The organism is Mesorhizobium sp. CA14 (assembly GCF_020165195.1).
In the GTDB taxonomy this organism is placed as follows: domain Bacteria; phylum Pseudomonadota; class Alphaproteobacteria; order Rhizobiales; family Rhizobiaceae; genus Mesorhizobium.
In genome coordinates, this window is record NZ_JAIUHR010000018.1 from 37,539 (window position 1) to 55,994 (window position 18,456).

20 protein-coding genes are annotated in these 18,456 nt (G+C 64.3%); 11 read left to right on the forward strand and 9 right to left on the reverse strand.

Annotated elements, in window-relative coordinates:
* Nucleotides 1–8: 8 nt before the first annotated feature.
* On the forward strand, nt 9–992 hold the full coding sequence (glpX, locus tag LB565_RS18810) for a class II fructose-bisphosphatase (protein WP_224586571.1): 984 nt from the start codon (nt 9–11) through the stop codon (nt 990–992).
* A 140-nt stretch (nt 993–1,132) separates the two neighbouring features.
* Nucleotides 1,133–2,917 (forward strand): single-stranded-DNA-specific exonuclease RecJ, encoded by a 1,785-nt coding sequence (gene recJ, locus LB565_RS18815; protein WP_224586573.1) that lies wholly within the window; start codon nt 1,133–1,135, stop codon nt 2,915–2,917.
* A 147-nt stretch (nt 2,918–3,064) separates the two neighbouring features.
* Here recJ and LB565_RS18820 read toward each other — a convergent pair whose 3' ends face one another.
* From LB565_RS18820 to folE, 3 genes are all read right to left on the reverse strand, one after another.
* Nucleotides 3,065–4,030: a patatin family protein gene (locus LB565_RS18820; protein ID WP_224586695.1), complete on the reverse strand. Its 966-nt coding sequence runs from the start codon at nt 4,028–4,030 to the stop codon at nt 3,065–3,067.
* Between the two features lie 84 nt (nt 4,031–4,114).
* Nucleotides 4,115–4,573 carry a phosphoribosyl-AMP cyclohydrolase gene (gene hisI, locus LB565_RS18825; RefSeq protein ID WP_224586575.1) on the reverse strand — a complete coding sequence of 153 codons (459 nt, stop codon included), beginning with the start codon at nt 4,571–4,573 and terminating at the stop codon, nt 4,115–4,117.
* Nucleotides 4,574–4,616: 43 nt separating this feature from the next.
* Nucleotides 4,617–5,249: a GTP cyclohydrolase I FolE gene (folE, locus tag LB565_RS18830; protein ID WP_224511395.1), complete on the reverse strand. Its 633-nt coding sequence runs from the start codon at nt 5,247–5,249 to the stop codon at nt 4,617–4,619.
* Nucleotides 5,250–5,486: 237 nt separating this feature from the next.
* Between folE and LB565_RS18835 the strand changes: the two genes are divergently transcribed.
* A complete protein-coding gene (locus LB565_RS18835; protein WP_224586577.1) occupies nt 5,487–5,933 on the forward strand; it encodes an iron-sulfur cluster assembly scaffold protein in 447 nt (148 codons plus the stop codon).
* Nucleotides 5,934–5,942: 9 nt separating this feature from the next.
* Here the strand turns inward: LB565_RS18835 and LB565_RS18840 are convergent, their stop codons facing one another.
* Nucleotides 5,943–6,848: a LysR substrate-binding domain-containing protein gene (locus tag LB565_RS18840; RefSeq protein WP_224586579.1), complete on the reverse strand. Its 906-nt coding sequence runs from the start codon at nt 6,846–6,848 to the stop codon at nt 5,943–5,945.
* Between the two features lie 92 nt (nt 6,849–6,940).
* Between LB565_RS18840 and LB565_RS18845 the strand changes: the two genes are divergently transcribed.
* From LB565_RS18845 to blaOXA, 3 genes are all read left to right on the forward strand, one after another.
* Entirely contained in the window at nt 6,941–7,102 is a 162-nt protein-coding gene (locus LB565_RS18845) for a hypothetical protein (protein WP_224586581.1), read from the forward strand.
* 67 nt (nt 7,103–7,169) lie between these two features.
* Nucleotides 7,170–7,544 (forward strand): membrane protein insertion efficiency factor YidD, encoded by a 375-nt coding sequence (gene yidD / locus LB565_RS18850; protein ID WP_224586583.1) that lies wholly within the window; start codon nt 7,170–7,172, stop codon nt 7,542–7,544.
* A gap of 145 nt (nt 7,545–7,689) precedes the next feature.
* Complete coding sequence (blaOXA, locus tag LB565_RS18855) at nt 7,690–8,502, forward strand: class D beta-lactamase (RefSeq protein WP_224586585.1); 813 nt, start codon at nt 7,690–7,692, stop codon at nt 8,500–8,502.
* Between the two features lie 6 nt (nt 8,503–8,508).
* Here the strand turns inward: blaOXA and LB565_RS18860 are convergent, their stop codons facing one another.
* Nucleotides 8,509–9,342, reverse strand: coding sequence for an SAM-dependent methyltransferase (locus LB565_RS18860; RefSeq protein WP_224586587.1), 834 nt, complete (start codon nt 9,340–9,342; stop codon nt 8,509–8,511).
* Between the two features lie 224 nt (nt 9,343–9,566).
* Here LB565_RS18860 and thrS point away from each other — a divergent pair, with 224 nt between their 5' ends.
* Together thrS and LB565_RS18870 are read left to right on the forward strand one after the other, a co-directional pair.
* Complete coding sequence (gene thrS, locus LB565_RS18865; protein WP_224586589.1) at nt 9,567–11,540, forward strand: threonine--tRNA ligase; 1,974 nt, start codon at nt 9,567–9,569, stop codon at nt 11,538–11,540.
* Nucleotides 11,541–11,623: 83 nt separating this feature from the next.
* A complete protein-coding gene (locus tag LB565_RS18870) occupies nt 11,624–12,565 on the forward strand; it encodes a lysophospholipid acyltransferase family protein (RefSeq protein WP_224586591.1) in 942 nt (313 codons plus the stop codon).
* Between the two features lie 10 nt (nt 12,566–12,575).
* On the opposite strand, the gene LB565_RS18875 is transcribed toward LB565_RS18870, so the two are convergent.
* The gene (locus LB565_RS18875) at nt 12,576–13,541 is read right to left on the reverse strand and encodes a hypothetical protein (RefSeq protein ID WP_224586592.1); all 966 of its coding nucleotides are present in this window, start codon (nt 13,539–13,541) and stop codon (nt 12,576–12,578) included.
* Nucleotides 13,542–13,703: 162 nt separating this feature from the next.
* Here LB565_RS18875 and LB565_RS18880 point away from each other — a divergent pair, with 162 nt between their 5' ends.
* Nucleotides 13,704–14,288: a nitroreductase gene (locus tag LB565_RS18880; protein WP_224586594.1), complete on the forward strand. Its 585-nt coding sequence runs from the start codon at nt 13,704–13,706 to the stop codon at nt 14,286–14,288.
* On the opposite strand, the gene LB565_RS18885 is transcribed toward LB565_RS18880, so the two are convergent.
* Nucleotides 14,285–15,028, reverse strand: a complete 744-nt coding sequence (locus LB565_RS18885; RefSeq protein WP_224586597.1) for a TetR/AcrR family transcriptional regulator — start codon at nt 15,026–15,028, stop codon at nt 14,285–14,287. The genes LB565_RS18880 and LB565_RS18885 overlap by 4 nt on opposite strands.
* Before the next feature lie 134 nt (nt 15,029–15,162).
* Between LB565_RS18885 and LB565_RS18890 the strand changes: the two genes are divergently transcribed.
* Nucleotides 15,163–15,837, forward strand: a complete 675-nt coding sequence (locus LB565_RS18890; protein ID WP_224586599.1) for a methyltransferase family protein — start codon at nt 15,163–15,165, stop codon at nt 15,835–15,837.
* Nucleotides 15,838–15,840: 3 nt separating this feature from the next.
* Here the strand turns inward: LB565_RS18890 and LB565_RS18895 are convergent, their stop codons facing one another.
* Nucleotides 15,841–16,722 carry an HpcH/HpaI aldolase/citrate lyase family protein gene (locus tag LB565_RS18895; protein WP_224586601.1) on the reverse strand — a complete coding sequence of 294 codons (882 nt, stop codon included), beginning with the start codon at nt 16,720–16,722 and terminating at the stop codon, nt 15,841–15,843.
* On the reverse strand, nt 16,722–17,174 hold the full coding sequence (locus tag LB565_RS18900; protein WP_224586603.1) for a MaoC family dehydratase: 453 nt from the start codon (nt 17,172–17,174) through the stop codon (nt 16,722–16,724). The genes LB565_RS18895 and LB565_RS18900 overlap by 1 nt, the downstream gene beginning before the upstream one ends.
* A gap of 152 nt (nt 17,175–17,326) precedes the next feature.
* Between LB565_RS18900 and LB565_RS18905 the strand changes: the two genes are divergently transcribed.
* Nucleotides 17,327–18,448, forward strand: a complete 1,122-nt coding sequence (locus LB565_RS18905; RefSeq protein ID WP_224586605.1) for a DUF2336 domain-containing protein — start codon at nt 17,327–17,329, stop codon at nt 18,446–18,448.
* Nucleotides 18,449–18,456: the final 8 nt, after the last annotated feature.

The window sequence follows — 18,456 nt, forward strand, 5'->3', positions numbered from 1 at the left end:
TTCCATCCATGAACATCGCCCAGAACATCGCCGCCGGTCTCGACCGGATCCTTACGATGGAAGTCGTGCGCGTGACCGAGCGGGCGGCGGTCGCGGCCGCCAGGCTGCGCGGGCGCGGCGATGAGAAGGCCGCCGATCAGGTGGCGGTGGACGCGATGCGCCAGGAGCTCAACCGGCTGGCGATCAAGGGCACGGTTGTGATCGGCGAGGGCGAGCGCGACGAGGCACCGATGCTCTATATCGGCGAAGAAGTCGGCACTGGCAAAGGCCCGGCCGTCGACATCGCGCTCGATCCGCTCGAGGGCACGACGATCTGCGCCAAGAACCTGCCCAACGCGCTTGCCGTCATCGCGATTGCGGAAAAGGGCAGCCTGCTGTTCGCGCCCGACGTCTATATGGACAAGATCGCCATCGGCCCCGGCTATCCGGAAGACCTCATCGACATCGACGCCTCGCCGGAGGAAAACCTCGCCAATCTGGCCAAGGCCAAGGGCGTGGCGGTCTCCGACATCACGGCCTGCATCCTCGACCGGCCGCGTCACGCCAGGCTGATCGACGCCGTGCGCGCCACGGGCGCCGCGATTCGGCTGATCGGCGACGGCGATGTCGCGGGCGTCATCCACACCACCGACCCCGACGAGACAGGCATCGACATCTATCTGGGCACCGGCGGCGCGCCGGAGGGCGTGCTGGCGGCGGCTGCACTGCGCTGCACCGGCGGGCAGATGCTGGGCCGGCTGATCCTCGACACGCCGGAAAAAGTGGCGCGGGCGCAGAAGATGGGCATTTCCGATCCGAAGCGGGTCTACCGCGCCCAGGACATGGCGCGCGGCGACGTGCTGTTCGCGGCGACCGGGGTCACCGACGGTAATTTGCTCGACGGCGTGAAGTTCGGCCGCACCTTCATCACCACCCACACCATCGTGTTGCGCTCGTCCTCGCGCACGGTGCGCGAGATCAAGGCGCGTCACCAGGATCTTGATAAGTTTTGATTTCGCCTTGCCCGGGTGCTTTTGCCGCAATCCGAGGAAAAACGTTCCACACCTTTCCCCCGATTGCTAGCTGCCCCGCAATTGCTCCGGCCGCCGCATATTGATATCTGCGCAAGGATGATGTGCAGACGGCGCGTCGCATGACGGGCGAGAAACGGTTCTTCCTCGATGTCAGGCAGTCGGCGACCGGTGTTTCCTGGGAACACCGGCTGACCGAGCGCCAGGATATGGCCGCTTTGGCGATGGCGCAGGGCCATGGCGTGCCCGACATCGTGGCGCGAGTGCTTGCCGGGCGCGGCGTCAGTGTGGAACAGACCGCGCGCTTCCTCGATCCGACCATTCGCGAACTTTTGCCGAACCCAGCGTCGCTGACCGATATGGAGAAAGCGGCGGCAAGGCTGGCCGATGCGATCGTTGCCCACGAAAAAGTGGCGATCTTCGGTGATTACGATGTCGACGGCGCGGCCTCGTCGGCGCTGTTAAAACGCTTTCTCACGCATTTTTCCGTACCGTCCGAAATCTATATCCCGGACCGTATCTTCGAAGGCTACGGGCCCAATCCGGAAGCGATGCGGGACTTGATCTCGCGCGGCGCGAAGCTGATCGTCACCGTCGACTGCGGCACCAACAGCGCGACCTCGATCGAGGCGGCCAGGGAAGCCGGCGCCGACGTCGTGGTGCTCGACCATCACCAGGTCGGCGGCCCGCTGCCGCGAGCGGAGGCCGTGGTCAATCCCAACCGCGAGGACGACCTGTCGGGGCAGGGGCATCTGTGCGCCGCCGGCGTCGTCTTCCTGTGCCTGGTGCAGACGGCCAAGGTGCTGCGCGAGAGGCTGCCGAATGCCGCGCCGGTCGATCTGCTTTCAATGCTCGATCTGGTGGCGCTGGCGACGGTCTGCGATGTGGTGCCGCTCACCGGCGTCAACCGCGCCTTCGTCGTCAAGGGGCTGCAGGTGTTGCGCCAGCAGAAGAATGAGGGGCTGGCGGCGCTGGCGCGGGTCTCGCGCATCGGCGAGCCGATCAACACCTTCCATTTGTCCTTCCTGATTGGCCCGCGCATCAATGCCGGCGGCCGCATCGGCGATGCCGCGCTCGGCAGCCGGCTTTTGGCCACCGACGATCCCGTCGAGGCGGCAAGCATCGCCGAGACGCTGGACCGGCTGAACCAGGAACGGCAGCAGATGGAGCAGGAGATGCTGGCGCAGGCGCGGGCCGAGGCCGATGCGGAGCTTGCCGGCGGCAACGGTCCCGCCGTCGTCGTCACGGCCAGCAACAGCTGGCACCCCGGCATCGTCGGGCTGATCGCCTCGCGGCTCAAGGATTATGCGCGCCGGCCTGCTTTTGCCATCGCCTTCAATTCCACCGGCACCGGCACGGGCTCCGGCCGTTCGGTGACCGGCTTCGACCTCGGCCGGCTGGTGCGCGAGGCGGCTGCTGCCGGACTGATCGTCAAGGGCGGCGGCCATGCGATGGCCGCCGGCATCACCGTCGAGCGTGCGAAGCTCGGCGAGTTGCGCGCCTTCTTCGAGGAGCGCGCCGCGGCCGACGTGTTCCGGCTGCAGAATGAGGAAAGCCTGGCGATCGACGGCGCCCTGGCCGCCGAGGGCGCCACGATCGCGCTGCTCGACGCGCTAGAGAAAGCCGGGCCGTTTGGGGCCGGGCACATCGCGCCGGTGTTCGTGTTGCCGCGCCACCGGCTGACCGATGCGCGCGCGATCGGCACCAATCACATTCGGGTGGACCTGCAGTCGCAAAGCGGCGGCAACATCCAAGCCATAGCGTTCCGTGCCGTCGACACAGCGCTCGGCGAATTCCTGTTTAAGAACAGGGGCAGGACCGTGCATATCGCCGGTTCATTGTCGGGCAATTACTGGAACGGCAACCGCACGGTGCAGTTTCGCATCAGTGATGCGGCCCTGGCTTAAGGTATGTTGATATTCAGGTGAGGCCGGTCTGCAAATGGCGGCTTCCTGCGCTTCCGGTGCTCACGTACGAAAAGTACGCTCCGCTCCGGTTCTCAGAACCGGCCTCACCTGAATCTCAACACAACTTAGAGCGGTGCCCTGTCGGGATCAGACCAGAACGGATTGCAGCCGGGTCAGTTCGCTGATCTGCGCCTTCGTCGCCTGGTAGCCGATGCTGATCGCCTCGTCGGCGCGGTGGAATTCGGTCAGGCCGATATGGCTGAGTTTCGGCTGCAGCGACATGTCCGGCGGGTCGCCGGCCAGCCTGGCGCGCGAAATCCGGTCCTGGATGATGTTGAATGCCTCGACCATCACGCCGGTGATGCCAAGGCGGGTATGATGGGCCTGATGCTCGGGCTGGCCGAGTCTCGGCGCGTCATTCTCCACGACCAGCTCACCGGCGCTGTGCTTTATCACGGCGGCGCGGCCGAACAGGTCGTAGTGCAGGTTGACGGCGACCACGAGCGGCTGCTCATAGGCGCGGCAGACCGACACAGGCACCGGATTGACCAGCGCGCCGTCGACCAGGATGCGGCCGTTGCAGTTCACCGGTTCGAAAACGCCCGGCAGCGCATAGGAGGCGCGCATGGCAGTGATCAGCGAGCCATTCGACAGCCAGATCTCATGGCCGGTGCGAATTTCCGAAGTGACGGCGACAAAGGGCTTCGACAAGTTCTCGAAGCGGACGCCGGCCAGATGCTCGCGCAGCCGCGCGTCGAGCTTCATGCCGCCGAACAGGCCGCTGCCGCGCAGATTGAGATCAAGAAGGCCGAAGATGCGCCGCTTGGTCAGGCTTCTGGCGAACTCCTCCAACTCGTCGAGCTTGCCGGCAAGGTAGCAGCCGCCGACCAGCGCGCCGATCGAGGTGCCGGCGATCATCGATACTTCGATGCCGGCCTCGTCGAGCGCGCGCAGCACACCGATATGGGCCCAGCCCCTGGCACAACCGCCGCCGAGCGCCAGCGAAATGCCGATTTTCTTCTGAGACTCCGGGTCAGATGCGCCGCCGGACGATGCCGGGCCATTGGCCTCCCGAACGTCAGGTCTGCTGCGCAATGACGCCCATTCGAGCATCATGATCTCCCTTGTCCCATATCCCTTCTACCAAAAGGATATTTGAGAATAATGAATCTGAGTGGTTTGTGAATATCGAATGGTTCACACCGGCTTCAGATACGTCTGGTTCGCATCGAACAGCGGCTTGCTGCCATCGCCGGCAAGCACCGCCTTGCCGTCGCTGAGCCCCACCGTCCGATAAAAACAAGAACGCCGTCCGGTGTGGCAGGTTGCGTCGTGGCCCAACACTTTGACGCGCAACCATATCGCGTCTTGGTCACAATCCGTGCGCATCTCGACGACCTGCTGGAAATTGCCCGAGGTCTCGCCCTTCTTCCACAGCGCGTTGCGTGAGCGCGACCAGTAATGGGCAATGCCGGTCTCGAGCGTAAGCGCCAGCGCCTCGGCGTTCATATGCGCGACCATCAACAGCATGCCGTCGCCGGCATCGGTGACGACGACGGTGACGAGGCCTGCGGCATCGAAGCGCGGAGAAAGGACGGAGCCTTCCTCCAACGCTTTCTTGTCGGACGGGACTTTGGGGAATTGCAGTGCCGACATCGCCGGTCGATCTTTCTTTCTAGTGGCCAGCGATGGCCGGCGATCAGCCGCCTGCGCGCACCATGGTGACGAAACGGACCTGCTCCTCGGGCGTATCCTTGAAGACGCCCGTGAAGGTCGAGGTCAGCGTGGTCGAATCCTGCTTGCGGATGCCGCGCATGGCCATGCACATATGCTCGGCCTCGAGCATGACGGCGACGCCGCGCGGGTTGAGCACGTCCTGGATGACGCCGGCGATCTGCGCGGTCATCGCCTCCTGCGTCTGCAGGCGGTGCGCGAAGATGTCGACAACGCGCGCGATCTTCGACAGGCCGACCACCTTGCCGTCCGGCAGATAGCCGACATGCGCCTTGCCGATGATCGGCACCATGTGATGCTCGCAATGCGAATGGAATTTTATGTTCCTGACGATGACGAGGTCGTCATAGCCCGCGACTTCCTCGAAGGTGCGGCCAAGCTCGTCGGCCGGGCACATGTCATAGCCGTTGAACATTTCGCGGAAGGCTTTGGTGACGCGCTTGGGCGTGTCGACCAGACCTTCGCGGTCCGGATTGTCGCCGGTCCAGCGCAAAAGCGTGCGTACGGCGGCTTCGACCTCGGCTTCGCTCGGCCGGTCGGTGACGGGCTTTTCCAAATATTCGGACGGGGGCATGATTTTCTTGATGACGGCATCCATAAAGGCGTCTCCCGTAGTCCCACTCAAAGGTGGAACGAGTTGAACGGACCACGACCTTTTGGGTGAAAATCGCCCATTTCCATCCCGCAAGCGGCGTGAACAGATGAGCAGGGACAACGGCTTTTTCGTCGCCTTGTCGATGCCCGACTGCGATCATTATATATGGTTCGAGCGCCGCGAAAGGAAGACGCGAGAGCGGCAAAGCCTGTTCGCTTGGCGGCGACGGATTGGAAAAATATGATCGACGACGTCTACAATGCGAAAATTCTCGGCTTCGCCGGGAATATAGGGCGGATCGGCCGGCTCGACGATGCCGATGCGACTGCCAGGGCGCATTCCAAATTGTGCGGCTCCACCGTCACCGTCGACCTCAAGATGGAGGGCGATGTGGTGACCGATTTCGCTCATGACGTGAAAGCCTGCGCGCTCGGCCAGGCCTCGTCCTCGATCATGGCCCAGCATGTGGTCGGCGCCAGCGCCGACGAATTGCGCGCCGTGCGCGAAACCATGCTGAAGATGCTGAAGGAGAACGGCGCGCCGCCGGAAGGCCGCTTCGCCGACCTCAAATATCTGGAACCGGTGCGCGACTACAAGGCGCGCCACGCCTCGACCATGCTGACCTTCGACGCGGTGGTCGACGCGATCGGCCAGATCGAGAAGAAGCGCGCCGGAAAGGCGGCTTGAAGATAGGGCTTAGGCCGCTCCCCTGGTCACAGCGAACTCGCTTCGGATCCAGTCGGCGAACGCCCTGGCGGGTTCCGGCAGGTCCGCCATGTTCCTGGCTACCAGCCAGTAGGCGCCGGAAGCGACATCGATGTCGAACGGCTTGATCAAAGTGCCCGACGCGAGCTCTTCGCCGACCTGCAAAAGATCGCCGAGCGCCACGCCATGTCCGAGCAGCGCGGCCTGTTTCGACAGCGACACATCGGCCAGCATCGGGCCGCGTGCAGGCACCGCATCGGCGGGCACGCCGGCGGCCTGGAACCACCGCGCCCAACCCTGGCGGTTTTCCTCATGCAGCAGCGTGTAGTGGCGAAGGTCGATCGGCTTTTCCAGGGGAGGGCCGGAGGCCAGCAGCGCCGGCGACAGAACCGGTGAATCGACGGTCGAGGCCAAGCGCTCGGCCTCGCTGCGCGGCCATGAGGTGGCGTGCGCGCTGAAACGCAGGGCAAGCTCGGGCTGATCGCTGCGGAACTCGATCGGCCGTGGATCGACTTCGAGGGACACATCGATGTCGGGCCGCAACTGGCGAAAGCGATTGAGCCGCGGCAGCAGCCATATAGCGGCAAGGGACGGCTCGACACTGACGCGGACAATCGCCTGCGCCGGCGAGGCCGTGAGCTCCGAAAGCACGCGGTCAATGTCGTCGAAGCTTCTGACCAATCGCTCGAGCAGCAGATGTCCCGCATCCGTCAACTCGACGCGGCGATGGAGTCGCAGAAACAGCGGTCTGCCCAAAAAGGTCTCGAGCTCGCGTATCTGCCGGCTGATCGCGGCCTGCGAGACGTAAAGCTCCTCGGCCGCCCGGCTGAAGCTCAAATGCCGGCCGGCCGTCTCGAAGCTCCTGAGCGCCGTCAGCGGCAGCCGGCCACGCTTCACGTCGCATAACCTCAAGTTATCCGACGCGGAAATTATACTCGTTTGAGAGGGAAGGCCAGCGGCAGTCTAATCCGTTTCAAAGGAGACCTGCCATGAACCAGTTCCTGGCTATTTTCAGCGACGTGATACGGATAGCGACCTTCCAATGGCACGGCGAGGTCGCGCGCGGCGGACATCACCATAACTGTCGCGATCTTCCCCATCACCATCGCCCATGGGACGGCGGCAATCCCGTCCGGCACTCCAGACCTTGAGGGCAAAAGCATTGCGTTTCAGCGCCGAAGCCCACATCTATCGCGCAGTGAAACAGGCTGCGGAGCGATGGGCGACCATTCCGGACATACGCACGGCAGCCGGCCGATCCAATATGGACGCAATTGGCCGGGGCCTTGGCGCAAGACGCCCGGGCGCGTCCTGGGCACGTCGCTCGTGCGCCTCTATCAGCTGACGCTCTCAGGCTTCGTCGGCAACAGCTGCCGGCACCTGCCGACCTGCTCCGAATACGCGCATGAGGCGATCGCCCGCCATGGCCTGTGGGCGGGCGGCTGGATGGGACTGTTCCGGGTGCTGCGATGCGGGCCATTCGGAACGCATGGCATCGACCGCGTGCCGGAGGCGCTCGCGGCGCGCTATGTCTGGTTCATGCCCTGGCGCTACTGGGGGATCGGCAAAAGGCGCAGCGAACCCGAGATCTGATTTGCTTTAGCGTCACGCGCAACTCGGATTTAACGGTCCGGTAGGGTTAACGCGAAGCTGCACAAACACTGCGAATTTGAGACAAAATCGAGACAAGTCGCCTCGCTAAGCCGCTCCCGTAATCTCATACCGGAGTGACTTCGCCATGCGCCAGATGGACCGCTATCCCTTCATTTTCGCCATCGTCCTTTTCCTTCTGGCCTGGATGCTGGGCTTGCCGGTGCGGGCGCAATCGGCACCGCTCAGCGACATCCACTGCACGCTGATCCAGGACCAGCAAAGCGGCGCGACACTTTACCAGGACGGCGTCTGCGACCAGCGCGTCAGCCCGGCTTCGACGTTCAAGGTGCCCCTGGCGCTGATCGGCTACGATGCCGGCATCCTGAGCGACCAGCACACGCCGAGCTGGGAGTACAAGCCGGAGTTCAAGGCGGCGAAGCGCGACCAGAAGACCGTCGATCCGACGATCTGGGAGCGCGATTCCATCGTCTGGTACTCGCGCGAAATCACGCGGAGGCTCGGTGCCGAGAAGTTCGCCGGCTACGTGTCGAAATTCGGCTATGGCAACAAGGATGTCTCGGGCGATGCCGGCAAGGACAACGGGCTGACGCAATCCTGGATCAATTCCTCGCTCGAAATATCGCCGGTCGAACAGACGGCGTTTCTGCGCGAGCTGCTCGCCAGCAAGATGCCGGTGTCGACGAAGGCGCATGAGATGACCAGGGCGATCCTGCCGACCTTCGCGGCAGGGGACTGGACGGTGCAAGGCAAGACGGGCAGCACCAGGCTCGGCCAGGACGGCAAGCGCTCGCTCGGCTGGTTCGTCGGCTGGGCCGAGAAGGACGGCCGTCGCATCGTCTTTGCAAGACTGGTCGTCGATGCCAAGCGTACCGGAGAGCCGAAAGGTCTCGCGACGCGGGCGGCGTTCCTGAAGGATTTGCCACAACTGGTGAAATGATCGGGTTCAGGCGCTGCGGCGAGCGCGCAGGATGTGCGCGCCGGAATTGCTTCGGGTGCTGGGAGACCTGGCGAAATGGGCAGCGATATCGCTGCTCCCGAGATCCTCGATTTCGTCAAAGCCGAGATCGGCGAGCGACTTCGCCAGTTCATCAGGAACGAAGAAACTGATCCAGGGTTCGCCGATCGCGGCGACCCGCGCCGCACGGAAGGCAAGCGCCGCCTGTCCGGCGCTATCGCGGTTCTCGGCTGGCTCGCTGTAGTCGAACACGACTTCGGAGCCTGGAATGCCGGCGATATAGGACAGCGTGGCGAAAATCGCATCGCGCGTAAGGTAAGGCACGACACCGAGCCACATGAAAAAGCTTGGCTCGGCCGTTTTCAAGCCCGCCGCGGCCAGTTCCTTCGCCAGGCGCTGCCGTTCGAAATCGACCGGCACGAAGCTGACGCCCGACGGTTCGGCAAGGCCGGCCTCGGCCATGCGCCGCCGTTTCCAGGCTTGTGTCGCGGGATGATCGACCTCGAACACGGCGAGGTCCGGATAGGGATTGCGCAGCGAAAACGTGTCGAGACCGGCGCCGAGCACGACCAGCTGGCGAACGCCGCGTCGCACTGCCGCCGCCAGCCAATCCTCGGCGAGACGGGCACGCGCCGTCACGAACAGGCGCATGCGACGGCTATGCTCGTCTTCCCGCTCCAGCTCCTGCATGGCGGGCGCGGCTTCGCCCAGGATTGCACTGGCATAGGGATCGCGAAACAGCGCAGCCTGTGGCGAAAACTGATGCAATGCCCGCAAGCGAGCGACGCGGAGAGCGGTTCGGCTGGGGGATGCGTCTTCCATGCCTAATACAAGCTGCGTCGCGCTCCGTTCACAAGCCTTCGTGACGGGCCTGCGGCATCGCTGGCGACATTTCCTGAGGGCCGCTCTTTACCTTGCGCGACACTGCCTCTAAAACCCGCCGCGCCGGACGCCTCCGGCTAACCCTCTGCAAGCCGCAACGCATTCCAGCGACATGCATTTTTCACCACCCGCGCTCGTTTGCGGGACTGGATAGGAGAACCCTGATGCCGAGTTCCGTTTCCCTGACATTTCCTGATGGTTCGATCCGCGACTACGATGCGGCGCTGACCGGCGCCGGTCTTGCCGAATCGATCTCCAAGTCGCTGGCCAAGAAGGCTGTCGCCTATAGCCTCGACGGCATCGTTCGCGATCTTTCCGATCCGCTCGGCATGTCCGGCAAGGTCGAGATCATCACTCGCGAGGATCCGCGCGCGCTGGAGCTCATCCGCCACGATGCGGCGCATGTGCTGGCAGAGGCCGTGCAGGAATTGTGGCCGGGAACGCAGGTGACGATCGGGCCGGTCATCGAGAACGGGTTCTATTACGACTTTGCCAGGAACGAGCCGTTCACGCCGGACGATTTTCCGGTGATCGAAAAGAAGATGCGCGAGATCATTGCGCGCAACAAGCCGTTCACCAAGGAAGTGTGGTCGCGCGAGAAGGCGAAGAAGGTCTTCGCCGAGAAGGGCGAGCGCTACAAGCTCGAGCTGATCGACGCCATTCCGGAAGACCAGGACCTCAAGATCTACGCACAGGGTGACTGGTTCGACCTGTGCCGCGGTCCGCACATGGCTTCGACCGGGCAAATCGGCAATGCCTTCAAGCTGATGAAGGTGGCGGGCGCCTATTGGCGCGGTGACTCGAACAATCCGATGCTGACGCGCATCTACGGCACCGCCTTTGCCGACCAGGCGCAGCTCGATGCTTACCAGACGCTGCTGGAAGAGGCCGAGAAGCGCGACCACCGCAAGCTCGGCCGCGAGATGGACCTGTTCCATTTCCAGGAAGAGGGACCCGGCGTCGTCTTCTGGCACGCCAAGGGCTGGAAGATGGTGCAGAACCTGATCAACTACATGCGCCGCCGCCTCGACGAGCACGGCTATCAGGAAGTCAATGCGCCGCAGGTGCTGGACAAGAGCCTGTGGGAGACGTCGGGACACTGGGGCTGGTATCGTGATGCGATGTTCAAGGTCACGGTCGCCGGCGACGACACCGACGACGACCGCGTCTTCGCGCTGAAGCCGATGAACTGTCCGGGCCATGTGCAGATCTTCAAGCATGGGTTGAAGTCATACCGCGAACTGCCCGTAAAGCTTGCGGAGTTCGGCAATGTGCATCGCTACGAGCCGTCGGGCGCGCTGCACGGGCTGATGCGCGTGCGCGGCTTCACGCAGGACGATGCGCATATTTTCTGCACCGAGGAGCAGCTTGCGGCCGAATGCCTGCGCATCAATGACCTGATCCTGTCCACCTATGCCGATTTCGGCTTCGAGGAGGTCAGCGTGAAGCTGTCGACGCGGCCGGACAAGCGCGTCGGCACCGACGAGGCCTGGGACCATGCCGAGGCGATCATGAGCAATGTGCTGGAGACGATCCGCACGCGCTCCGGCAACCGCATCAAGACCTCGATCAATCCGGGCGAGGGCGCCTTCTACGGGCCGAAATTCGAATATGTGTTGAAAGACGCCATCGGCCGCGAATGGCAGTGCGGCACCACGCAGGTCGACTTCAACCTGCCGGAGCGCTTCGGCGCCTTCTATATCGGCTCGGATTCGGAGAAGAAGCAGCCGGTGATGGTGCATCGCGCGGTGTGCGGCTCGATGGAGCGGTTCCTCGGCATCCTGATCGAGAACTATTCCGGCCATTTCCCGCTGTGGTTCGCGCCGCTGCAGGTGGTGGTGGCGACGATCACCTCCGATGCGGACGAATACGCCATGAAGGTGGTCGCGCGGCTGAAGGCCGCGGGACTGCTCGCCGAGACCGACCTGCGCAACGAGAAGATCAACTACAAGGTGCGTGAGCATTCCCTGGCCAAGGTGCCAGTCATCCTCGTCTGCGGCAAGCGCGAGGCCGAGGAGGAAACCGTCAATGTCCGCCGGCTGGGCTCCCGCGACCAGGAATCGCTCAAGCTCGAGGATGCCGTGAAGCAGCTTTCCGACGAGGCGGTCTCGCCCGACCGCAAGCGTCGCGCCGCCTGACCTACCCGCACGTCTTGAAATGGCGGTGGCGTGTCCACCGCCATTTTCATATGCCTGTCACGCCAGCCTTGTAACGAGCCGCCATGCTCAAGTTGAAACTGCGGGAAAGACGGTTTCCCGAGCTCTCCTATGCCAATCCGCATCAACCGGTGCTGACGCGCTGGTTCATCCATTCGGTCGAGGGCCTATCGGGTCGCGACCGCTTCGCCGTGCTCTACGATTTTTGGCGCCGCCAGGTGGTGCCGACCGGCGACCGGGTGTTCAGCCGCATGCTGGAATTGATCGACGTCAAGGTCCGCAACGCCGTGCAATGGCCGCCGGCTGAACTGCCGGACACGCCGCTGGTCATCGTCGCCAACCATCCTTTCGGCATCGGCGACGGCATTGCGGTGCTGTCGCTGGTCGAGCAACTGGGCCGGCCGTTCCGGGTCATGATCCACAAGGATCTGCTCAGGATCCGCGAGATGGAGCCATATTCGCTGCCGATCGATTTCTCCGAGACCAAGGAAGCGCTGAAGAACAACATGGCGGTGCGCCACGAAGCGGTGCGGCTGTTGAAGGAGGGCGTCACCATCGTCGTGTTCCCGGCCGGCGGCGTCGCCACGGCGCCCAGGGGTTTTGGCCGCGCCATCGACCTGCCGTGGAAGATGTTCCCGGCCAAGCTCGTCCAGGACGCCAGCGCCTCGGTCATCCCGATGCATTTTTCCGGCCAGAACGGCCGCCTGTTCCATCTCGTCAGCGGCCCGATGAATATGGCCGAGCGCGACAATCGCGTGGCGAAGTTCATCGGCAAGGCATCGCTGACATTGCGCACCTCCTTGCTCATCCGCGAGTTCGCCCGCCTGTCGGGCAAGGCGATCGAGGTGCGCATTGGCGACGTGCTGTGCTGGAGCGACCTCGAACCGCTGCGCGACCGCAAGGCGCTGCTCGATCGCCTCTATCGCGCGGTGTTCGATCTGGCGACGCCTTCCGCGCAGCGTGGCCGCGTGCCGTTCCTGCCGAAGCGGATGCGCAAGGCGGCCTGATCAGCCCGATCTAGTCCGCGCCTTCCTCGGGATCGATGGCCGACTGTTCATTGGCCACGACCTCGATTTCCTGATTCTGGCCGGCAACGACCGTGAAATCCTTCTGATAGATGCGGTCGCGGTTCTTGGCGATGATTGTGTACTGGCCCTCGGCCAGCACCATCGAGGCGAAGGCGCCGACCGCTTCCTTGATCGGATCGCCGCTCTCGTTGAGCAATGACCAGGACGTGTCGGCGATGGCCTCGCCGCCGGGCTCGCGCACCAGCTTCATCGTCATCTCGGCGGCCCGGTGCTCGACGGTCGCCTCCGTCAGCTTGCCGGCCTCGACGCGGATGTCGGAGCGGATCACCGCATTGACCGCGCCATAGGTGGAGACGACATGGTAGGTGCCGGCGTTCAGTCGCACCACCGTGTTCGGCGCGACGTCGGGGGCGATCAGCGCCCGGTCGCCATTGGCCGCGGCCTGGCCTTCATAGATCGAAAAGCGCAATTTCTTCGGCGGGATGGGCGCGCCGCCCGACGTCACCGCGTCGAGCTTCAGGCCGCCGGCGTCGAGCACGAGGCTTTCACGCCTTGCCTCCTTGCCGACGGTGATGCGCTTGGTGGCGCCGGCGCGTCCGTAGGAAGCATGGACAAGGTAGCTGCCGGGGTCGAGCTGGAACACGGCCGTGCCGCCATGGGCGGATGCCACCATCGGCAGCTTGCCATCGCTGGCGGGTTGCGGCCTGAAGACCCGCCAGACGATGCCTCGGGTGATGTCGGCGCCCTTGTCGGTCAACTGCGCCGAGAGCGTGATGGCGCCGCCATTGCCGAGCGCCAGCGGTCCCTCCGTCTTCGGCGTCGCATAGCTCGAAATGCCTGGAAGCTTGATGTCGCCGATGTCGTTGGCGTTCTGGGCCAGCGCGAAGGAAGCCGGCACCGCGAACAACGCAGCGACGAGTGCGATCACGAAAAGGCGCAGGGTCCCCTCAAACATGCCTTGCGTTGAAGCCCAAGGCGGTGGCAATTTCAAGGCCTAGAAGCGCGCCGCGCTGCGCGGCGGCTTCTTATCCGGCGCAAAACGCCACCGCCCGAGCCGCCCGACCTCCCGATGGCGTGCTTCAGCTCAAAATCGAATGTCTTCAGGAGACTTGCGCCCATGGTGTCGCCGATCATCGACTTCCTGCTCACCCGCAATTCCGCGCCGATCCCGGACCTCAAGGAACCGGCGCCGAGCGATGCCGAGATCGCGACGATGATCGCGGCGGCCTCGCGCGTCCCCGACCACGGCCGGCTCGAGCCCTGGCGCTTCGTCCTCTATCGCGGCGAGGCGCGCGTCGAGATCGGCAAGAAGCTGGCGGCACTTGCCGAGCAGCGCGAGGGGCCGCTGCCGGAAGGCAGGCGCAACCAGGAACTGGCGCGCTTCTCGCGCGCTCCGCTGGTGATCGGCGTGGTGTCGGTACCGAGGGAGAACCCGAAGATCCCGCAATGGGAGATGTTCCTGTCGGGCGGCATGGCGGCCATGAATCTGATGATCTCGGCGAACGCGCTGGGCTATGGCACCAACATGATCAGCAACTGGTATTCCGACGTGCCGGAGGGCAGGGCGATCCTCGGGCTCTCGCCGCAGGAGCGCGTCATCGGCTTCGTCCACATCGGTTCCTATCAAGGGCCGGCGCCGGAGCGGCCCCGGCCCGATCCGGCGAAGCTCTATGCCGATTACGCCGGTCCCTGGGCCGGTTAGGACCGTTTGCGGATTTTCGGAGGAACGGCGCGGCGGGCGGCAGGGCCGGCGCGGCGGGCGGTCATGACGGCGCGCACATAGCCCGGCTCGCCGATGCGTATGCTGCCGTCGGGAAGTCCCAGAATACGGTCGAGCGCGATCTCGTAAAGCCTCACGCGCTTCTCCAGGGCTTCTATGGCCATGTCCATATCCGCATTGCTGCCGCCGACAATCGCTTTGGCGACAACGTCATGGGTGGCCATGCCGAACTGCATGACGATGTCGGCGACGCCTTCCGGATCGAAGGTGCGGAAGGTTCCGTCCGCCACACCCTGCTTGATGATTTCGACCAGCAAGGGCGAAAAGGCCGCGCCGGCCGCCAGGTTGATGCGGTGGAACAGCACCAGGTTTTCCGGCCGGAACATTGTCTCGAACAGCGCCCAGGCTTCCGCCGCGGTCTCGACCTTGGCCTGGCGTGACTTCGCGAGCAGGGCGTTGAGGCGTCCAAGCGGATCGAGCGCTGGATCGCCGAGCACATCCTGAACGCCGGCCAGCGCCTGTCTGGCGAAACGCGCCGCCAATGCCTCCAGCAAGGCCTCCTTGGAGGCGAAGTAGTGATAGAAGGCGCCCTTGGAGACACCGGCGGTGGCGATGACGTCGTTGAGGCTCGCTTTGTCGTAGCCATGCGTCAGGAACAGCGCCTGGGCATGGTCCAGCAGCTCTTCTCGCCTGAGCTCCGGGTGCTTGATGATACGTGGCATGACGAAACCTTGTGCACGCGGCGGCCGTTTCCGTCCAGATGGCTCGCGCTGATTGCGCTTGAGAGTAGACCATCGGTCGGTATAATAGACCAGTGGTCGTATTCCGCCAATAACGGCGGCATGGAAGGTTGATCATGATCTCGAAATTGGTTTTCCAGACATTCGTATGGTTCGGCGTCATGGGCGCGCTGCTGTTTCTGTCGGCAGGCACGCTGCACTGGACCGGAGCCTGGGTGTACATGGTCGTGATGGTCGCACTGAGTCTTACTATGGGCGTGGCGCTCGCCCGGCGCGATCCGGGCCTGATGAACGAGCGTCTCAGCCCGCCGATCCAGAAGACCCAGACAGCGGCCGACAAGATCTTGCTGAGCATATTGCTGCTCGGCATCTTCGGCTGGCTGGCCCTGATGGGTCTCGACTTCCGTTTCGGCTGGTCGGCAGCTCCCGTCTGGGTGCGGGTGGTCGGCGTGCTGGTCCTGCTCGTCGGTATCTGGATCTGCTATCTCACGATGCTGGAAAACAGCTTCGCTGCGCCTGTCGTGAAGATCCAGGACGAGCGTGGACAGAAGGTGATCACGACGGGCCCCTACGGTTACGTCCGCCATCCGATGTATGCCGGCGCCATACTCTACTTCGCCGGCACGGCGCTGCTGCTCGGCTCCTGGTGGGGGCTGGCCTCGGTCCTCGCCTTCATCGTCCTGCTCGGCATCCGCACCTTCATCGAGGAAAAGATGTTGCGGAGCGGCCTGCAGGGCTATGACGATTATGCCGCGCGCGTGCGCTACAAGCTGATCCCTATGGTCTGGTAACGATCAGGCAAGGCTGCCCGCCGCCCTGGCGCGAGCCAACAAACGCTCGGCCAGACGCAAATGCGGCCGGTCGTACATCTTGCCGTCGATGCCGACGACGCCCGGATTCCCCGCCGCCGCAAAAGCATCGACGATCGCCCGCGATCGCGCGACCGCTTCGGCGGACGGCGTGAAGGCGGCATTGATGACCGGCACTTGCGTCGGATGGATCGCCATCTTGCCGGTGAAGCCGTCGCGCTCGCCCTCGCGGCATTCGGCCTCGAAGGCGGCCATGTCGCGGAAATCGGGAAAGACGGTGTCGATGGCGGCGACTTCGGCCGCGCCGGCCGCCAGAATGGTCATGCTGCGCGCCAGGCGAAACACGTCGGTGTAGCGACCGCTCCCGTCGCGGGTCGTCCGCGCGCCGATCGCCGCGGACAGATCCTCCGCGCCCCAAGTCAGGCCGGAAAGCCGCGCGCTCGTTCCGGCATAGCTCGCCGCCGCCAGCACGCCCGCCGCGGTCTCGGTGATGATCGGCAGGATTCTAATGGCGCCGTCCGGCAGCCCGTTTTCAGCCTCATGCACGCGCAGCTTTGCCGCCAGTTGCTGGACGTCCTGCCCGCTGTTCGACTTCGGCAGCATGATGCCGTCGGGCTTGGCCGGGACAAGAGCCGCAAGATCGTCGTCTGTCAGGCCGGTGGAAAGATCGTTGACCCGCACATAGATGGCCGAACCCGTCCGGTGCCTTTGGCTGGAGATGAAACCGGCCGCGGTCGCGCGCGCCGCCGCCTTGCCGGCAGCGGCAACGGAATCCTCGAGATCGACGATGACCACGTCGGCGCCGGCCTCGAGTCCCTTTTCCAGCTTGCGCTCGGAATCGCCGGGCACGAACAGCAGCGAGCGCATCAGGCCGCCTTCCTCAGCATCATTGCCTGCCTGGTGCATTTGGCGACAAGAACGTCATTCTGATTATAGGCGCGGTGCTCGAACTCGACGATGCCGCGATCGGGTTTCGACTTGGAGTCGCGCACGGAGACGACCGTCGTCTCGACCCGGATGGTGTCGCCGTGAAAGACGGGGTGCGGAAACACCGTTTCCTTCATGCCGAGATTGGCGACCGTGGTGCCGAGGGTGATGTCGTTCACCGAGATGCCGATCATCAGGCCGAGCGTGAACAGCGAATTCACCAGCGGCTTGCCCCACTCGGTTTTCGCGGCAAAGTCGAAATCGATGTGCAAAGGCTGCGGGTTGAGCGTCATCACCGAAAACAGCATGTTGTCGCTCTCGGTCACGGTCTTGCGCAGCGTGTGGTGGAAGACATGGCCGACGACAAACTCTTCCAGATAAAGTCCGGCCATCGCTCGATCTCCTCCAATGTCCTAGCTTGATAGGCGTTGGCTGCGCCCCCATCAAGCCGGTTAAGAAACATGGTGAACCGTTCGTAAACCATTTCCAGCCTACCGTTCACGACGGGGCCGGGATCTTTCCGGCGAGGGCGTAGCTGGTCAGTATGATTGTTTCGCACTTTCTAAAATGGGTTGATACGGCAAGGGTTTCCGAGCGCGCCGCCGCCGCGAGCGCGTTGGCGCGCGCCTATATCAATTCCGATCTGCCGTTCGAGGATCGCTGCGCCGCAGAGGCGGCGCTGACGCTGCTTCTGGACGACGCTTCCTCCAAAGTGCGCCTGGCGCTTGCCGAGGCGCTGTCGATGAGCCATCACGCGCCGCCGCAGGTGATCAGCGCTCTGGCCGCCGACCAGCCGGAAGTGGCGGCGCTGGTGCTCGCGCGTTCGCCGCTGCTTACCGATGCCGACCTGGTCGAGCGCGTCGCCTGCGGCCATAAGGCGACGCAGAAGCTAATCGCCAACCGTCCGGTCGTCTCGATGTCGCTGGCGGCGGCGATCGCCGAGATCGGCGAAGCGGAAGCCTGCGCCGCGCTGATCGGCAACAGTGGCGCCGAGATCGCTTCGCTGAGCTTCCGCCGCATGGCCGAGCGGCACGGCCACCTGCCGCTGGTGCGCGAGGCGCTGATCGCCGATCGACGCCTGCCGGCCGACTGCCGGCACATGTTGCTGGTCAAGCTCGGCGAGACCTTGAAAGGTTCGCCGCTGGTGCTGGCGATGATGGGGGCGGCGCGCGCCGATCGCGTCATGCGCGATGCCTGCGTGAAAGCCTCGGTCACGCTGATCGAGGGAACGCGCATGGAAGAGCATGCCGCACTGATCGAGCATCTGCGGCTGCGCGGAGATCTCACCGCCGGTTTCATCATCCGCACCATCGCGCATGGCAAGGTGGACTTCTTCGGCTCGACCCTGGTGGCTCTAGCCCGACAATCCGAGCAACGGGTGACGGCACTTCTCGCCGGCGGGCACGACGTTGCGCTGCAGGCGCTGTTCCGCAGCGCCGGGCTTGCGCCGGCCACGCATCGCATCATCCTGAGGGCGCTGAAAGTCTGGCGCGAGGTGGCCAACGGCCGGCGTGTGGCCGGCGTTCAGGAAGTGAGCTGGCTGATGCTGAAGGAGCTCGGCGGCCAAGCGGCCGAGGGCGATCTCGCAGGGTTGGTGAAGTCGATCCATCTCGACGCGCTGCGTGAAAACGCGCGTGGGCACGCGCTGGCCATCGCCGCCGCCTAAGGACACGT

Excerpts from the sequence above, each read along its gene's own strand:
- glpX (WP_224586571.1), top strand. The coding sequence starts at position 9 with ATGAACATCGCCCAGAACATCGCCGCCGGTCTCGACCGGATCCTTACG.
- recJ (WP_224586573.1), top strand. The coding sequence starts at position 1,133 with ATGACGGGCGAGAAACGGTTCTTCCTCGATGTCAGGCAGTCGGCGACC.
- LB565_RS18820 (WP_224586695.1), bottom strand. The coding sequence starts at position 4,030 with ATGCTCGAATGGGCGTCATTGCGCAGCAGACCTGACGTTCGGGAGGCC.
- hisI (WP_224586575.1), bottom strand. The coding sequence starts at position 4,573 with ATGTCGGCACTGCAATTCCCCAAAGTCCCGTCCGACAAGAAAGCGTTG.
- folE (WP_224511395.1), bottom strand. The coding sequence starts at position 5,249 with ATGGATGCCGTCATCAAGAAAATCATGCCCCCGTCCGAATATTTGGAA.
- LB565_RS18835 (WP_224586577.1), top strand. The coding sequence starts at position 5,487 with ATGATCGACGACGTCTACAATGCGAAAATTCTCGGCTTCGCCGGGAAT.
- LB565_RS18845 (WP_224586581.1), top strand. The coding sequence starts at position 6,941 with ATGAACCAGTTCCTGGCTATTTTCAGCGACGTGATACGGATAGCGACC.
- yidD (WP_224586583.1), top strand. The coding sequence starts at position 7,170 with ATGGGCGACCATTCCGGACATACGCACGGCAGCCGGCCGATCCAATAT.
- blaOXA (WP_224586585.1), top strand. The coding sequence starts at position 7,690 with ATGCGCCAGATGGACCGCTATCCCTTCATTTTCGCCATCGTCCTTTTC.
- LB565_RS18860 (WP_224586587.1), bottom strand. The coding sequence starts at position 9,342 with ATGGAAGACGCATCCCCCAGCCGAACCGCTCTCCGCGTCGCTCGCTTG.
- thrS (WP_224586589.1), top strand. The coding sequence starts at position 9,567 with ATGCCGAGTTCCGTTTCCCTGACATTTCCTGATGGTTCGATCCGCGAC.
- LB565_RS18870 (WP_224586591.1), top strand. The coding sequence starts at position 11,624 with ATGCTCAAGTTGAAACTGCGGGAAAGACGGTTTCCCGAGCTCTCCTAT.
- LB565_RS18875 (WP_224586592.1), bottom strand. The coding sequence starts at position 13,541 with ATGTTTGAGGGGACCCTGCGCCTTTTCGTGATCGCACTCGTCGCTGCG.
- LB565_RS18880 (WP_224586594.1), top strand. The coding sequence starts at position 13,704 with ATGGTGTCGCCGATCATCGACTTCCTGCTCACCCGCAATTCCGCGCCG.
- LB565_RS18885 (WP_224586597.1), bottom strand. The coding sequence starts at position 15,028 with ATGCCACGTATCATCAAGCACCCGGAGCTCAGGCGAGAAGAGCTGCTG.
- LB565_RS18890 (WP_224586599.1), top strand. The coding sequence starts at position 15,163 with ATGATCTCGAAATTGGTTTTCCAGACATTCGTATGGTTCGGCGTCATG.
- LB565_RS18895 (WP_224586601.1), bottom strand. The coding sequence starts at position 16,722 with ATGCGCTCGCTGCTGTTCGTGCCCGGCGATTCCGAGCGCAAGCTGGAA.
- LB565_RS18900 (WP_224586603.1), bottom strand. The coding sequence starts at position 17,174 with ATGGCCGGACTTTATCTGGAAGAGTTTGTCGTCGGCCATGTCTTCCAC.
- LB565_RS18905 (WP_224586605.1), top strand. The coding sequence starts at position 17,327 with ATGATTGTTTCGCACTTTCTAAAATGGGTTGATACGGCAAGGGTTTCC.